This window comes from Sulfitobacter sp., from assembly GCF_039977885.1.
In the GTDB taxonomy this organism is placed as follows: Bacteria; Pseudomonadota; Alphaproteobacteria; order Rhodobacterales; family Rhodobacteraceae; genus Sulfitobacter.
This window is the reverse complement of sequence record NZ_JBDWCI010000018.1, coordinates 112,380-128,076: the sequence shown is the minus strand read 5'-3', so window position 1 is coordinate 128,076 and position 15,697 is coordinate 112,380. Positions and strand designations below refer to the sequence as shown.

General features: G+C 57.5%; 13 protein-coding genes. 5 read left to right on the top strand and 8 right to left on the bottom strand.

What is annotated here, in order from left to right; all coding sequences use genetic code 11:
* The first annotated feature begins 28 nt into the window (after positions 1 to 28).
* The gene (locus tag ABJM03_RS12785) at positions 29 to 433 is read left to right on the top strand and encodes a DUF2177 family protein (protein ID WP_348418070.1); all 405 of its coding nucleotides are present in this window, start codon (positions 29 to 31) and stop codon (positions 431 to 433) included.
* 4 nt (positions 434 to 437) lie between these two features.
* Here the strand turns inward: ABJM03_RS12785 and ABJM03_RS12780 are convergent, their stop codons facing one another.
* Together ABJM03_RS12780 and ABJM03_RS12775 are read right to left on the bottom strand one after the other, a co-directional pair.
* Complete coding sequence (locus ABJM03_RS12780) at positions 438 to 1,004, bottom strand: pseudouridine synthase (RefSeq protein WP_348418068.1); 567 nt, start codon at positions 1,002 to 1,004, stop codon at positions 438 to 440.
* Positions 1,001 to 3,469 carry a penicillin acylase family protein gene (locus ABJM03_RS12775; RefSeq protein ID WP_348418066.1) on the bottom strand — a complete coding sequence of 823 codons (2,469 nt, stop codon included), beginning with the start codon at positions 3,467 to 3,469 and terminating at the stop codon, positions 1,001 to 1,003. Before ABJM03_RS12775 ends, ABJM03_RS12780 begins: the two co-directional genes overlap by 4 nt.
* Before the next feature lie 70 nt (positions 3,470 to 3,539).
* Between ABJM03_RS12775 and ABJM03_RS12770 the strand changes: the two genes are divergently transcribed.
* Positions 3,540 to 4,442 (top strand): NAD(P)-dependent oxidoreductase, encoded by a 903-nt coding sequence (locus ABJM03_RS12770; protein ID WP_348418194.1) that lies wholly within the window; start codon positions 3,540 to 3,542, stop codon positions 4,440 to 4,442.
* 43 nt (positions 4,443 to 4,485) lie between these two features.
* On the opposite strand, the gene ABJM03_RS12765 is transcribed toward ABJM03_RS12770, so the two are convergent.
* Both ABJM03_RS12765 and hemB read right to left on the bottom strand, forming a co-directional pair.
* Positions 4,486 to 5,052, bottom strand: coding sequence for a YSC84-related protein (locus ABJM03_RS12765; RefSeq protein WP_348418064.1), 567 nt, complete (start codon positions 5,050 to 5,052; stop codon positions 4,486 to 4,488).
* Positions 5,053 to 5,199: 147 nt separating this feature from the next.
* Positions 5,200 to 6,213 (bottom strand): porphobilinogen synthase, encoded by a 1,014-nt coding sequence (gene hemB / locus ABJM03_RS12760; RefSeq protein ID WP_348418062.1) that lies wholly within the window; start codon positions 6,211 to 6,213, stop codon positions 5,200 to 5,202.
* 128 nt (positions 6,214 to 6,341) lie between these two features.
* Here hemB and ABJM03_RS12755 point away from each other — a divergent pair, with 128 nt between their 5' ends.
* Together ABJM03_RS12755 and mfd are read left to right on the top strand one after the other, a co-directional pair.
* Complete coding sequence (locus ABJM03_RS12755) at positions 6,342 to 6,863, top strand: component of SufBCD complex (protein ID WP_348418061.1); 522 nt, start codon at positions 6,342 to 6,344, stop codon at positions 6,861 to 6,863.
* Between the two features lie 40 nt (positions 6,864 to 6,903).
* Positions 6,904 to 10,377, top strand: a complete 3,474-nt coding sequence (gene mfd / locus ABJM03_RS12750; RefSeq protein ID WP_348418059.1) for a transcription-repair coupling factor — start codon at positions 6,904 to 6,906, stop codon at positions 10,375 to 10,377.
* Here mfd and ABJM03_RS12745 read toward each other — a convergent pair.
* The 3 genes from ABJM03_RS12745 to ABJM03_RS12735 all read right to left on the bottom strand — a co-directional run bounded on the left by ABJM03_RS12745 (position 10,374) and on the right by ABJM03_RS12735 (position 13,029).
* Positions 10,374 to 11,588, bottom strand: a complete 1,215-nt coding sequence (locus ABJM03_RS12745) for a multidrug effflux MFS transporter (RefSeq protein ID WP_348418057.1) — start codon at positions 11,586 to 11,588, stop codon at positions 10,374 to 10,376. The genes mfd and ABJM03_RS12745 overlap by 4 nt on opposite strands.
* Positions 11,589 to 11,682: 94 nt before the next feature.
* Positions 11,683 to 12,114, bottom strand: a complete 432-nt coding sequence (locus ABJM03_RS12740; protein ID WP_348418055.1) for an adenylyltransferase/cytidyltransferase family protein — start codon at positions 12,112 to 12,114, stop codon at positions 11,683 to 11,685.
* A gap of 276 nt (positions 12,115 to 12,390) precedes the next feature.
* Complete coding sequence (locus ABJM03_RS12735; RefSeq protein ID WP_348418053.1) at positions 12,391 to 13,029, bottom strand: DsbA family oxidoreductase; 639 nt, start codon at positions 13,027 to 13,029, stop codon at positions 12,391 to 12,393.
* 225 nt (positions 13,030 to 13,254) lie between these two features.
* Here ABJM03_RS12735 and ABJM03_RS12730 point away from each other — a divergent pair, with 225 nt between their 5' ends.
* On the top strand, positions 13,255 to 13,878 hold the full coding sequence (locus ABJM03_RS12730) for an XRE family transcriptional regulator (protein ID WP_348418051.1): 624 nt from the start codon (positions 13,255 to 13,257) through the stop codon (positions 13,876 to 13,878).
* A gap of 58 nt (positions 13,879 to 13,936) precedes the next feature.
* Here the strand turns inward: ABJM03_RS12730 and ABJM03_RS12725 are convergent, their stop codons facing one another.
* A complete protein-coding gene (locus ABJM03_RS12725; RefSeq protein WP_348418192.1) occupies positions 13,937 to 15,655 on the bottom strand; it encodes an extracellular solute-binding protein in 1,719 nt (572 codons plus the stop codon).
* Between the last annotated feature and the right edge of the window lie 42 nt (positions 15,656 to 15,697).

Here is a 15,697-nt window from a genome sequence, read left to right as displayed (position 1 = left end):
GCATAGGGGACACCCTTAAGGAGCGCATATGTCCTATCTGATTGCCTATCTGGCGGCTTTCATTCTTTTCTTGATCGTTGATTTTGTCGGGTTGAGTTACTTTATCAAACCGCTTTTTGCCCGCGATATCGGTCCACTGATGCTGGACAGTTTTCGTGCGCTTCCTGCGCTGTTGTTTTATGCCTTTCTGATTTTTGTGGTCATGTGGTTTGTCGGTTGGCCCGCGTTGGATCAGGGGAAATCCCTGCTGTGGGTCTTTGGCTCCGCCGCGTTGATCGGGGCGGCGGCCTATGGGACGTTCGAATTCACGAATTACGCCATTCTCAAGGATTGGACGCTGACGCTTGTGCTGGTCGACCTGAGTTGGGGCACGGTCGTGACGGGGGGCGTGACTGCTGTGGCCGTCGGGATCGCCCGCGCTGTGGCGGGCTGATCGTTCAGGCGCCTGTGGCAGAGGCGTAGCGCCACGCACCCGGGCGCAGCTGGTTGAGCTTCCAATCGCCGACTTGCAGCCGGATGAGGCGCAGGGTGGGCAGACCCACATGGGCGGTCATCCGGCGTATTTGTCTGTTGCGGCCCTCTGAGATGGTGATTTTTAACCACGTATCCGGCACTGATTTGCGAAACCGCACTGGTGGGTCACGGGGCCACAGATCGGCGGGGGCGTCGGTTAGATCGGCCTGTGCAGGGCGGGTCGGCCCATCCTTTAAAGTGACCCCTTTGCGCAATGCCGCAAGGGCGGCCTCATCGGGTGTTCCTTCGACCTGTACCAGATAGGTCTTGGCGAGTTTGTATTTCGGATTGGCAATTCGGGCCTGTAGCGGCCCGTGGTCCGTGAGTACCATCAACCCTTCACTGTCGCGATCAAGCCGCCCTGCCGGATAGAATCCGGGCGCGCCAATATAACCCGACAAGGTCGGGCGGGTAGAGCGCTCCGTTCCTTTGTCGGTAAATTGGGACAGGACACCGTAAGGCTTGTTAAACAGGATGACGCGTTGGCTCATGGTGTTTGCGGGACCAATGTCGTGACGCCAACTGCCGCCGCACGTGCTAGCTCCTGATCCAGCGACATCGGAATATACTCTCCGCGCCGCCATAGCTGTGCCAGATCGTCATAATGACGCGATAGGAAATGGCCTGACTGGCCTGTTGAGGTTACAAAAACCGAACTGTCGGGATCTGCGAAATCATAGACACCGCGATATCCTGCACCATGCACATTCTGGAACGGGTCCGGATCGGTGCCTTTGGTCAGGCCACGCATGAGCGTCTGATCACCGCCAGAGGTGCTTTGCCTGATGTTGACGAAATAACGCAATACGGGCACATCGCCCAGCACGGGATGGTCCTGCACCGCCTGATGCACATCGCCCCAGCGCAGGGATTCAAGCGCCGTGCCATAAGTCTCGGATATCTCGAGCAACGCGTCATCCAGTGCAAGGCGTGCCATGTCGGCGCAGGTCTCGACGGGGGCGGATTGGAACACGTCGCACCATGCCGACGCCCCGCCGATATCGCGGAAGACACGTTCGATAAACAACGGCTCTACATGGGTGAATTCCTGCGCCAGCGGCCCTAATTCGTCGTTGATCAGACGCTTTTGCAGTGACCGCAGCCATGTGGCATAGATCAACGGCTCTGGCAGATGTTCGCCCATATCACCGGACCAGCCCGCCAATAGCGTCAGCGCACGCTGGCGCAGACGCTCGGGCGTGCCGTCAGGGGCGGCTTCACCAGTGAACCACAGCTCGGATCCGATCAGCGGCAGCAGGGAGCGTGCGGTATAGCTCACGGTGTCCAGCTGCGCTTCGATAAAGCTGTCGCGGGTATGGACCTGTCGGTCCTGCATCAGACGCTGCCAGCGCTTTACGCGCTGCGTGTCGCCCCACAGATAGGAGATGTGGTTGGGAAATGGGCGGTCGATCATCTTGTTGTTTGTATTGCCAAGGATGCCGCCCGCGGGTGCCACAAAACCGGGGTTTGAGGCATAGGGCAAAATACCTTGCCAACGGTTGGTCGCGATCCAGCCCGGGGTGGGCAGACGGCCACGGCTTTGGTGCTTGGGGTCCCGTTTAGGCGCGGCACCGATGGTCTTCATCGCGATGTTTTCATGATCCACCAGCGTCAGGTTCTGGGAGGGGGCCACGAAATATGAGGCGGCTTCGATCCCGTCGCCGACGGTCTTGGCGCGCATCAGACGCACAGCGGCTTGCATTGTCGTGTCTCGCTGGCTCAGCACGGTCCAGTTGACGGATGCGACATGACCCGGTGGCGTGATGGTCGCGAGATTGTAGTGGGTGCCGGGGAGGACAGGCCCATTATCCGTCCACCGCAGGGTGAGCGTGATAGGGCTCTGGCCTTTTACATTGATGATCGAAGCGCGGGTGCGGAATTTTTTAAAGCCGTCAGGGGTGCGGTATTCTTCGCGGTTGTCGGGGTTAAGTTCTTCTACATACACGTCCTGATCGTCGAGATAAGAGGACGTCAGCCCCCAACCCAGATCGGCAGAACGGCCGCTTAGAATGGCGGGCACGCCGGGGATGGATGCGCCGATCACCCCGCCAGTTTGCAGCTCGAGCCGCGCGAGATACCATACCGAAGGGGCGGTAAAGCCTAGATGCGGATCATTCGCAAGTAATGTGCCTCCGGAGGCTGATCGCGACGGGGCCGCCGCCCATGCATTCGAGGCACCGGCAAGTGCGGTCCGTTTGAAGGGCGACAAGGGATGCTGATTTTGCGGGACTGCGGCGGCGAAATGGGTCGTGTCCTTGATAAGGCTGGCGTAAGCGGGCAGGGCGGCAATACCTGCTCCGGGCGCATCGGGGAGGATATCGCGCATGCGGGAATTATCCGGCAGGGCAAGCGATACGCGCGCGCGCAATACTTCGGCATCCAGATGGCCAGACATTTGCACGCCCATCAGTTTGAGGATGGCAATGCTATCGGCGGGCCGCCACGGCGCCACGGGGGCATTGAACAAAAACATCTCGGGTGCGCCGCGGCCCAACGCTTCGGTGTTGATCTGGTCAAGCCGCGCATTCACGCCTGCGGAATAGGCGCGCAAGGCTGATTGCGTATCGGCGTCAAGCGCCTCGAAGGAGGCGACCGACAGCGCGTAGATGTCAAAACGGCGCATCAGCTTGTCTACATCCAACGTGGCCGCGCCAAAGACTTCTGACAAACGCCCCTGTGCGGTGCGGCGCAGCATGGTCATCTGCCACAGCCGGTCCTGTGCATGGGCAAAGCCGAGACCGAAAAACACGTCATCGTCGCTTTGCCCGAAAAAATGGGGCACATTTGCGTTATCTCGCACAATTTCAACAGGTTGGGACAGGTTCGGCACGGTGACTTCAGCAGTGTAATCAGGCAATGAGCGCGAAGCGAGCCAATAGATAACACCAACCGCTGTCACGCTAAGGACCAGCAGTGCAGCGGACAGACGAACAAGCCAGCGAAAGATCAAAGCCATGCGTTTTCCCTTTGGGCGCGTCACGCGCCGCATTTGACCCTGCGGGCCATGGTGGTAGGTATGGGGAGCAATAGCGCAACATCAAAGCAAGGAAAAGCACATGGCGAAGCTCGCGTTTTTAGGACTGGGTGTGATGGGGGCGCCGATGGCGGGCCATCTGCAAAAAGCGGACCATGATGTGACCGTTTACAACCGCACCGCGGCCAAGGCCGAAAGCTGGGCCAGCACCTATGGCGGTGCGCATGCCGCGACACCGCGTGCCGCTGCGCAGGGGGCCGATATCGTGTTTTCCTGTGTCGGTAATGATGATGATCTCAGGTCGGTCACGACCGGCGATGACGGTGCCTTTGCCGGAATGGCCAAGGGCAGCATATTTGTGGATCATACGACCGTATCTGCCGCCGTCACCCGCGAGCTGTATGCGCGTGCGCAAGAAGCGGAAATCAGATTTATAGATGCGCCGATTTCAGGCGGGCAGGCAGGGGCGGAAAACGGCCAGTTGTCGATCATGTGCGGTGCCGATGCCGATGCCTTTGAAACGGCTCTGCCGGTGATGGAGGTATACTCCAAAATCTGCCGCCGTTTGGGTGATAGTGGCGCGGGACAGATGACAAAGATGTGTAACCAGATCGCGATTGCGGGCTTGGTACAAGGCCTGTCAGAAGCGCTGCATTTCGCTGAAAAAGCGGGGCTGGATGGGCGCGACGTGGTCGAGGTGATCAGTCAGGGTGCCGCGGGCAGCTGGCAAATGTCCAACCGCTTCGAGACGATGCTGGACGGTGAATTTGACCATGGCTTTGCGGTAGACTGGATGCGCAAGGATCTGGGTATCTGTCTGGCCACCGCGGATGAGACCGGAGCAAGCTTGCCGGTGACGGCATTGGTCGACCAGTTCTATAAGGATGTGCAGAAAATGGATGGGGGACGTTGGGACACGTCGAGCCTGTTGGAGCGCCTGCGTAAGCTGGGCTAAGCTGTGAAAGGGCGCTGCATTCAACGCAGCGCCCATTTGCTATCTAGGGAATGATGCGCGTGTATTTGCTGCCCTCAAGGGTCGCACCGAGGCGCAGACCTGCACGGGCAAAAATCACGGCAACGACCGGTGACAGGGCCGTTGTGGTATCGGCGTTCAGGCTGTCACCTTTGTCCGAAATCACATATTCAATATCTGCACCGGCGGCATAACCGGGCGAGCTGCGGAATTCGCTCAGCGCTGCATCTGTGAGGAAGAACAGCACGTGGGCGTATTGCTGGGCACCGATTTGCAGGCCACCGGATGCTTTTGCTACCGAATAATAATCGACAGTCACGTTGTTTACCAAAAGTGCGCCGCGGCCGTATGCGCCGCCAAAGCCAAATCCGGCCTCGGTGACCAATGGCATAACCAACATGCCGTTGGCCTTATCCGCCAGAGTGCGCGTGTTGGGATATTCGCTGTACATCTGGTTCAGCGTCGCGCTCACGCGGGCGTCGATCGTGGCCGAACCGCGAGAGCCTACGCCGTTGCCGCAAGCGGCTAGTGCACCTGTGCCCGCCATAGCGCCAAGCGCGAAGGCGCGGCGTGAGAATACTGTTTGTGTCATATGTCTGCCTGTAATTAAGTCACTGCTCTGATGCCGGTATTGTCCGACTTACCGCCACTATAAGCGGTTTGACGGGCGATGTCATGGTGTTTGCTGCCATGGGCGAAAATATGCTGCGGTAAATGAGGTGCGGGCGCAATGCGCGGATTAGCGCAATCCTGTCTCACCATTCAACAACCGTGCAGCAGCAGGGGCGAAATAAGTCAAAATCCCGTCACAACCCGCCCGCTTGAAAGCCATCAGGCTTTCCATCATCACGCGTTCTTCGTCTACCATGCCCGCGGCAGCTGCAGCTTTGATCATGCTGTATTCCCCTGATACCTGATAGGCAAAGGTGGGCGCGCCAAAGCTGTCTTTTACGCGGCGGCAGATATCAAGATAGGGTAGGCCGGGTTTGACCATAACCATATCAGCGCCTTCGCTCAGATCCCGTGCCACCAGCCGCAATGCCTCGTCGCTGTTGGCAGGGTCCATCTGGTAGGTTTTTTTGTCGCCGGTCAGCGCACCCGAAGCCCCTACCGCATCGCGAAAAGGTCCATAAAATGCAGAGGCATATTTGGCGGCATAGCTCAGGATCATCACGTTTTGATGACCTTCCGCCTCCAGCCCTGCGCGGATTGCACCGATGCGCCCGTCCATCATATCGGACGGCCCGATGATATCGGCACCTGCGCGGGCTTGCTCGACCGCCATTTTCACCAAAGCATCGACTGTCATATCGTTGATGATCTGGCCGTCGACCACGAACCCGTCATGTCCGTTGATGTTATAGGTATCCAAAGCGACATCTGTCATAATGACGAGATCGGGCAAAACCGCTTTGATCGCGCGAATGGCGCGGTTGACGTGGTTTTCTGGGTCCCATGCGCCTGCACAATCTTCGGTGCGTTCTTCCAGCCCTGTATAGGGAAACAGGCAAAGCGCGCCGATGCCCAGATCCCATGCCTCTTGGGCGACCTCGACAATCTTGTCGACCGATCGGCGCGCCACACCGGGCATAGAGGGGATATCTTCGACGATCCCTTCACCGCTGCGCACAAATACCGGCCAGATAAAATCGGCAGCGCTTAGGTGATTCTGCCGGACCAGCCCGCGTATGCCTTCGTTTTGACGCAAGCGGCGCAGACGGGTCGCGGGGAAGGGGGCTTGGGTAGGGTGCATTGGGGTGGATCCTTGATGAGCTGTTTCAGGGGTGCCACGTATTTTTGCCACACTCAAGAGGGCGCGGGGGCTGGGAATCCGCTGTCTTGGCAGTTATGACAAACTGAACGCGATTTTGAGGCTTTCCATTGGACTGGTATCAAACCCTTTTTGAAATGATCGACATGCGCTCTTTCTCGAACCTTTGGTTCTGGATTGTGTTGGCTGTGGTCTGGTCAACAACCAGCCATTACGGGCTTGGCGTGCCATTTGACATGGTGCTGCGGGCCAAACGCCACGGGGGACAATTTGAGGCGGACCTCGAAGATCTGGTGCGTATCAACAGCAACCGGCTGTTGTTTATCGCGCAGATGTCGGGGCTTTGGATTGCGGGGTTTACCTGTTTCTTCCTGACCATTCTGGGGCTTTTAGGCTTTGGTTATGGAAATGAATTTTCCCAATCGCTTATTCTTTTGGCATTTCCTTTGTCGCTCGTCGGTTTGCTTAGCCTGTCGACCGCGCGGCTTATTCAGGAAGAAGACGCCCGCGGAGACCGCTTGCGCCGCCGCTTGATGAGGCATCGTTTGTACACCCAGATCATCGGCATGATCTCTATTTTTGTGACCGCGCTTTGGGGGATGTACCAAAACCTGAGCGTTGGCCCCTTTTGACCGTTGACACTGCGCGGATACGCGCCACATCACAGACCCTATGAAACCTGCAACACATATCACCCTATCGGGCGCACCCGAGGGGTTTGATGCCCGCCTTTTGCTGGACGAAGTTGCCAAATCCGGCGCACCCGTCATTCACGTAGCGCGCGATGACAAGCGTATGGCAGCGATGCGCGAGGCGTTGCAATTCTTCGCCCCCGATATGCCGGTTATTACCTTTCCGGGGTGGGATTGCCTGCCTTATGATCGTGTATCCCCGAATGCGGATATTTCGGCCCAGCGTATGGCAACGCTAGCCGGATTGGTGCACGGGATGCCGCAGCAGTTTATTCTGCTGACAACCTTGGGCGCGGCAACGCAACGGATTCCGCCCCGTGCGATCCTGCGTGACGCAGCATGGAGCGCGGCCGTAGGTGCGCGGGTAGATGAAAAAGGTCTGCGTGCCTTTCTTGTGCGTATGGGATTTGTGCAAAGCCCCACGGTCATGGAGCCGGGGGACTACGCCGTGCGCGGTGGTATTATTGATATCTATCCACCGGGCGATATGGGGCCTGTTCGACTGGATCTATTTGGTGATGTCCTTGATGGCGCGCGCCGTTTTGATCCTGCGACCCAGCGCACCACCGAAAAGCTTGGTCTGGTCGAGCTTGCTCCTGTCTCCGAGGTGATCCTTGATGAGGCGGCGATCACGCGGTTCCGGCAGAATTATCGCATCGAATTCGGTGCGGCAGGCACGGACGATCCGCTTTATGAAGCGATCAGTGCAGGACGAAAACACCAAGGCGCAGAGCATTGGCTGGCCTTTTATTATGACACGCTCGAGACATTGTTCGACTATCTGCCTGATGCGGCTGTGACGCTTGATGATCAGCTCACGCCATCGCGTCTGGCGCGGTGGGATACGGTTGCCGACCAATATGAGACCCGCAAAATCGCCATGGCGAACCGGTCGAAAATGGACAGCGTTTATAAACCTGCACCGGCAAGCGGGCTGTATCTGGATGATGCGGCATGGGAGGCGGCGATGGCGTCGCGGCGCGTGCTGCAATTGGTCCCGCTGGCACAGCCGACAGGGCCCAATGCCTTGGACGTGGGCGGGCGTATAGGACGTAATTTCTCGCTTGAGCGGCAGCAGGAATCCATCAGCCTTTTCGGTGCTTTAGCTGATCATATTAAAGCAAAGATGGATGCCGGACCCGTTTTGGTGGCAAGCTATTCGGAAGGCGCGCGCGAACGCCTGACAGGGCTGATCGAAGAGGAAGGTCTGGCCGAGGCGATCCCGGTTCGTGATGCCACGCGCATTGGCAAACGCGGGCTGCATCTGGCGGTTTGGGCGCTGGAGCACGGATTTGAAGCGCCGTTTATGGACGCCAAACTGACCGTGATCTCCGAGCAGGATGTGTTGGGCGACCGGTTGATCCGACGCCCCAAAAAGAAACGCCGCGCCGAGAACTTCCTCAGTGAAGTGCAAAGCCTCAGCCCCGGTGATCTGGTGGTTCATGTGGACCATGGCGTGGGGCGGTATCTGGGCATGGAGGTCATTGCCGCCATTGGAGCGGCCCATGAATGTTTGCTGCTCGAATATGCCGAGCAGACCAAATTGTATCTGCCCGTTGAAAATATCGAACTGCTAAGCCGCTATGGCCACGAAGAAGGTCTGCTGGACAAGCTGGGTGGTGGCGCGTGGCAGTCTAAAAAAGCCAAGCTGAAAGAGCGCATTCGCGAGATGGCGGATAAGCTGATCCGTATTGCGGCCGAACGTGCGCTGCGCCGCGCGCCAGTACTGGAGCCTCCGGCAGGGGCGTGGGACGCGTTTTCTGCGCGTTTTCCCTATCAGGAAACCGATGACCAGCTCAGCGCGATTGGTGATGTTGTGGATGATCTTACCTCCGGCAACCCAATGGACCGTCTGGTCTGTGGCGATGTCGGGTTCGGCAAAACCGAAGTCGCCATGCGCGCTGCATTTGTGGCGGCGATGTCAGGTGTGCAGGTGGCGGTGATCGCACCCACCACATTGCTGGCCCGCCAGCATTATAAATCCTTTGCCGAACGCTTTCGGGGATTCCCCATAGAAGTGCGCGCACTAAGCCGTTTTGTCACCGCCAAAGAAGCCGCAGCCACCCGTGACGGCATCACCAAAGGTACCGTTGATATCGTGATCGGCACCCATGCGTTGTTGGCAAAAACGATCAAGTTCAAAGACCTTGGCCTGTTGATCATCGACGAGGAACAGCATTTCGGCGTGGGCCACAAAGAACGGCTGAAATCCATGCGGACGGATGTGCATGTGTTGACCCTCACGGCGACACCAATTCCGCGTACGCTCCAGCTGAGCCTGACAGGGGTGCGCGACCTGAGCATTATCGGCACGCCTCCCGTCGACCGTCTGTCGATCCGTACCTATGTTTCCGAATTCGACGCCGTTACCCTGCGCGAGGCACTGCTGCGCGAACATTACCGTGGCGGGCAGTCTTTCTATGTGGTGCCGCGGATCAGTGACCTGCCCGAGATCGAGGCATTTCTGAAGGACCAATTGCCCGAGCTTACTTACGTCATCGCCCATGGCCAGATGGCCGCGGGTGAGCTGGATGACAGGATGAATGCCTTTTACGATGGCAGCTATGACATTTTGCTGGCCACGACGATTGTGGAAAGCGGTCTGGACATCCCGACGGCCAATACGATGATCGTGCACCGTGCGGATATGTTCGGCCTTGCACAGCTTTATCAGATCAGGGGCCGCGTTGGACGATCCAAAACCCGCGCCTATGCGTATCTGACGACCAAACCCCGTGCCAAGCTGACGCTGCTGGCCGAAAAGCGCCTTCGGGTGCTTGGGTCGCTTGATACCTTGGGGGCAGGGTTTACGCTTGCGTCCCAGGACCTTGATATTCGGGGAGCGGGCAACCTGTTGGGCGAAGAACAATCGGGCCAGATGCGCGATGTGGGTTTTGAGCTGTATCAATCCATGCTGGAAGAGGCGATTGCCAAAATCCGTTCAGGTGAGCTTGAAGGTGTGGTTGACGACGATGGCCAATGGGCACCACAGATCAACCTTGGCGTGCCGGTACTTATCCCCGAAGATTACGTGCCGGATCTTGATGTGCGCCTCGGGCTTTATCGTCGTTTGTCCGAATTGACCAAAAAGGTCGAACTGGAAGGTTTCGCGGCCGAGCTGATCGACCGCTTTGGCAAGCTGCCACGCGAAGTGAATACGTTGATGTTGGTCGTGCGGATCAAGGCAATGTGTAAACGTGCGGGTATTTCCAAACTGGACGGCGGGCCAAAGGGGGCCACGATCCAGTTCCACAACGATAAATTTGCCTCCCCCGAAGGGTTGGTGAAGTTTATTCAGGACCAGCGCGGGCTGGCAGTGGTGAAAGACAACAAGATCGTCGTGAAGCGGGATTGGAAGACCGATACGGATAAGATCAAAGGCGCGTTTGCCATCGCCCGTGACCTTGCCGAACATGTCGTTGCCAAGGAAAAAGCCGCCAAGAAAAAGGGTTAGGCCGTGGCGACTGTTGCGCGCTGCATCCGGACCATAGCCACAAAGCCAATCGTGGCCAGCACCAGTGCGGCATTGCCTAGCGTGTGCTGATCCACCTCTAGCAACGTGCCCAATGGCCCTGAAATCATCACGGCCCCCACGGTCGAAACGGACCCGATCACCGAAGCTGCCATGCCGGCAATATGGCCCATAGGCTCCATCGCCAGCGCGTTTAGATTGCCAATTGTCAGGCCCGCCTGAAAGAAGATGAACAGCTGCCAGACCACAAAGAAATAGAACCCGTTCGGGCCAGCACCCAGATCGAATAGAACCATCGCACCTGACACGATTATCTGGACGCCCAAGGTCGTAATCACAAGCCGCTGCATGCCCAAACGTATGACCAGCAATGCGTTCAGCAGGCTGGCTGTGCCCGACACCAGCGCGATCCCGAAAAACCAGAACGCGAATTCATCACCGCGGCCGTACACAGTGTCATAGATCGGTTGCACCAGCATCAATGTCAGAAACAGCATGGAGGAAACCAATGTCTGTACAAGGATCGACAGGCGCACGACAGGGTGTTGCAACATTTCCTTCAAGGCCGCGAACATGAGGCTTAGGCGCAGCGGCCGGCGGTTTTCCGGTGGCAGCGTTTCGGGGAGGCGCATGACCATCCACAAGGAATAGATCAGCGCGAACAGGATAAAGGCCAGAAAGATCCCACGCCAACCGGTAAGCGAGATGATGAAAGATCCGAGCAGAGGTGCCATCGCGGGCACCAGTGTAAAGATCATCATGATCAGGGAGGCGATCTGTGCCATCTGGCGACCCTGAAACCGGTCCCGGACAATCGCCATTGCGATCACACGTGGCCCTGCGGCACCGACTCCTTGCAACACGCGCCCCAGCAGAACCGTCTCGAGCGAGGGGCTTGCCCAGGCCAGCAAAGATCCGAGCATAAACAGCCCGACAAAGGCGAGGACAACCCGTTTGCGCCCGAAAGCATCCGATATGGGCCCTGTGACGAATGTGCCGGCACCCAGCCCGAAAAGGAAAAAGCTCAGGATCAGCGATGCATTCTGCGGACGCTCCGGCGACAGCTCAGCCCCGATTTCGGGGAAGGCGGGTAGCATCGCGTCAATGGAAAAGGCGACAGAGGCCAGCATCATAGCCATGAGGGCCACAAATTCGGTACGGCTCATTCTAAAGGCGGGTACGGTAGGCTGCACAGGGTTCTCCAGATGGAACGCCATCCAACGGATGGCATGCAGCAGACCTACTCTAGGGTGGAAATGCAGACAATAGTGAATGCGTTAAATATTACTAGCTGGCGACGGCCCGAAGTGCAGGTTGTTTCGCCATCATATGGAAAGGCTTACGATCGCCAATGATTGCGCTGCGGGGGATATAGACCACTTGGGTGATATCGTTGAGAGCGTCGAATTGCCCTTGCCAGTCATCACCCATCGCAAAAACCGAGACATTATAGTTGATAATGTCAGTATATTTCTGATCCCAGTCCTGCTCGGCAAACACGCGGCTGACAAATCGGCAGCTTTCCAGTATCAGCCTGCGCTGCGCATAGGAGTTTGCCGCGGGCACGCCCATCTTTTCGTTATAAGCGTCGGTTGAACATCCCACGATCAGTTCGGTGCCCATTGTGGACAGGCGTTGCAAAAGCTGTGCGTGGCCTTGATGGAACATGTCAAATGACCCGTAGGTCAGCACAACGCGGGAAGACATTGGAGTAAGCAAATTCGGCCCTTTTTCTCAATTTACCATACGCTGTGCTTACGCACAGCAAGAGCCGATAACGCGATGCGGAACCGCACCAAATTGAGAAAGAGTCCTGCCCATTTTTGGGTCTATGGTCTCGTTCGCCTGCCTGCACACCTGCTCAAAGGTATTTTTCTGTAGATGAGGCTTTTTGCCCCTTGGATCTGAAACTAGGCGAGGGAGACTGCGCCGCCTAGGTCTTTTTCTATATTGGTCTCAATTGCGACCGTTTTGCAACAGTTGGCAATAAAAGGATTAGCCGGCTGAAACTTCGGCGATTACCTTTGCCCATAGTTCGGGCGGTTGGGCACCCGGAACGGCGTGTTTATTATCAACGATAAAGGTCGGGACCGAGTTGATACCCATGCTCCGGCTATGGGCGTCACGGTCGCGGATGGCTTGCAGGTCTTCTTCGGTGGCCAACAGGCGGGCGACAACCGCCGCATCCATTTCGATGCTATCGGCAATATCAGCGAGAACCTCGACATCGCCGATGTCGCGGGTATCCACGAAGTAGGCCTTGAACAAAGCTGCCACAGCGGCGGTCTGACGGCCCTCGATACCGGCCCAATGAATAAGACGGTGGGCGTTGATCGTGTTGGGGGTGCGCTTCATGCCTTCAAAGTTGATGTTCAACCCTGCTTTTTCTGCGTGTTCCACCACGGGTGCATAGGCGCGCACGGCGCCTTCCTTACCGCCAAATTTACCTTCGAGATATTCTCGCCGTCCCATACCCTCTGCGGGCATATCGGGGTTCAGCTGGAAGGGGTGCCATTCAATGATAAAAGGGTGATCAGGTGCCGCGGCCAATGCGCGGTCCAGGTGTGCCTTGCCGATATAGCACCAGGGGCAAATGGGATCGGACATGATGTCGAGTTTGACAGTTTTGGTCATCGGTGGGCCTTGGATTTGGGGCGCAATGCGCGGCGTCAGGGTGCCACGGTTGCCCGAAGGGCTGCTGCGGCAGATGGAAGAAAGGCGTGGCTGTTGATTGCACGCATGATCGCCACTGACATAGGCCCGCAAGGGACGCGCGTCCAGAGGGAGGGCTGTGCTGGAACCACTTGGCAGCATCGCAGTGCGTTGCATGGGATGCGCGGGTTGCATATAGAGATCACCATGAATTCAGATTCCGCCAAATCCATGATCCAGATCGCCCGCGAAGACGGTGCGGCCCATACAGTGCCCCCTGTGGATTTAGGGGCGCGTGTGCGCGAACTGCGCAAGGCGCGTGGCTGGACGCTGGAGCAGGCGGCCTCGCAGGCCGGTCTGGCCCGTTCGACTTTGTCAAAGATCGAAAATGCCCAGATGTCCCCGACGTATGATGCGTTGAAAAAGCTTGCAGTAGGGCTTGAGATTTCTGTGCCGCAGCTCTTTACGCCGCCAGCGGGCGATCAGATCAACGGGCGCATGGCGGTCACCAAATCGGGGCAGGGCACGGCGCAGGCGACGGCCACCTACGAACACCACCTTCTGGCCGACACGCTGCGCAAAAAGAATATGTTACCCTATCACGCCCGCATTCGCGCGCGGCAGATGGAAGAATTTGACGGTTGGGTGCGTCACGATGGTGAAGAATTTCTCTATGTGCTCACAGGCGTGGTGAAACTTTATACAGAATTCTATGAGCCGATCGAGATGCGGCGTGGCGATAGCGCCTATTACGACGCAGCCATGGGGCATAATCTGATTTCGGTTTCCGACGAGGATGCCACAGTTCTATGGGTAACCTCACTGGTCTGAGATTACGCCGGACACCGCCGAAAGGCGCAGCCTGTCAGCGGTGTCCTACCTGTTCGCGTTACTCGTCGGCTTCCCACCACCAAACTTCGGGCATCCATTGGGCACCGTCACCATAAAGCGGGATTGTTTGAGGATAGTGCATTTGGCGCACATGGGCGATGCGACCTTCGGTGTAGGACCAGAAGGGGATCACATAGCGCCCCGCGGTCAGGACACGGTCCAACGCACGTGTCGCAGCGATGAAATCGGCGCTGTCACGGGCGCCCAGCATGGCGTCGATCATACCGTCAATCGCAGGATTGCGCGCGCCCATCAGATTGCGTGATCCGGGCTGATCAGCGGAATCAGACCCCCAATAGAACTTTTGTTCGTTCCCCGGGCTAAGCGAAAGCGACCTGCGGAAAGTCGTGATGTCAAAATCAAAGGACCCTGTGCGCGAAAAGAACTGCGCATCGTCAACGGTTTCAATCCGTGCCTTGATCCCCAAACGCTCGAGCGCGCGTAAGAACAGCTCGGAGATGGCAACATCTTCGGTCGCACCTTTAGGGATGAGGATCTCGAAAGTGACCGGCGTGCCATCACCGCGCCGCAGAATTCCTGCCTCAACGGAATATCCCGCAGCTTGCAATTGTGCGGTGGCCGCACGAATGCCTGCACGGTTTCGGGCTGAACCGTCCGAGACAGGCAAAGCGTATCCTTCGAGCGTGTCGACCGGAAGGCTATCCTGATAGGGCAGCAGAAGCTCGGCTACGCGCCCCTTGGCCGGGCCTTCTTCGGCCCCGAGAATAGAATTGGAAAAATACGAGGTGATCCGTGGCTGTGCGCCACCGGTCAGCGTGTCGTTGATGTATTCAAAATTGAACGCCTTGATCAGTGCATCGCGCACCCGCCAATCATCAAAGGGCGCGCGGCGGGTGTTCATCACAAGGCCGGTCATCCCCGAGGGCTTTTGGTGAGGGATCACCGATTTGACAATATCGCCACGGGCGATGGCGGGGAAATTATACTGGGTTTGCCAGCTTTCGGCGTTGAACTCACGCACGGCGGAAATCTCGCCTGCTTTGAACCCTTCGAACAGCACTTTGGAGTCGCCATAAAAATCAAGCTTGATCGTATCGAAGTTATGGGTGCCCACGCGGAAGGGCACGTTTACCCCCCAATAATGGCTGTTGCGGGTCAGCTCGACAAAACGGCCCTGTTCGTAATCCGTGATCGTATAGGGGCCAGAGCCCAGCGGGATGTCATGAATCTGTGTATTGGCAAAATCACGGTTTTCCCATTGTGCCTTGGACAGGATCGGACGCAAACCAGCCAGCAGAGCGAGTTCGCGGTTAGGGGTATTGAAGGTCATCCTGACCGACCGTGGGCCAGTCTGCTCGATGCTTTCAATCTGGTTATAAAGGCTGAGGTAGCGTGGGTGGCCCTGCGTGCCCAAAAGCTCGAAGCTGAAGATGACGTCATCGACCGTCAGCGGGCTTCCGTCTGAGAATGTCGTGCCTTCACGCAGCGTGAATTCAACCCAGCTGCGGTCTTCGTCTGTTTCAACGGTTTCGGCTAACAGACCATAAAGTGTAAAAGGCTCGTCCCAGGACCGTCCCATCAGAGTTTCATGGGTGAAAAACGGGAGCTGCCAGGGCGCGGTGCCCTTGAGGATGAAGGGATTGAGGCTGTCAAAGCCGCCGGTATTGCCCAAAACAATGTCACCGCCCAAAGGCGCGTTCGGGTTGACGTAGGGCAATTGCTCGAAATCTGCGGGAAGTTCGGGCATCCCGTACATCGCAATCGCGTGTTCGGGTTCTGCTTGGGCGGCGAATCCCCA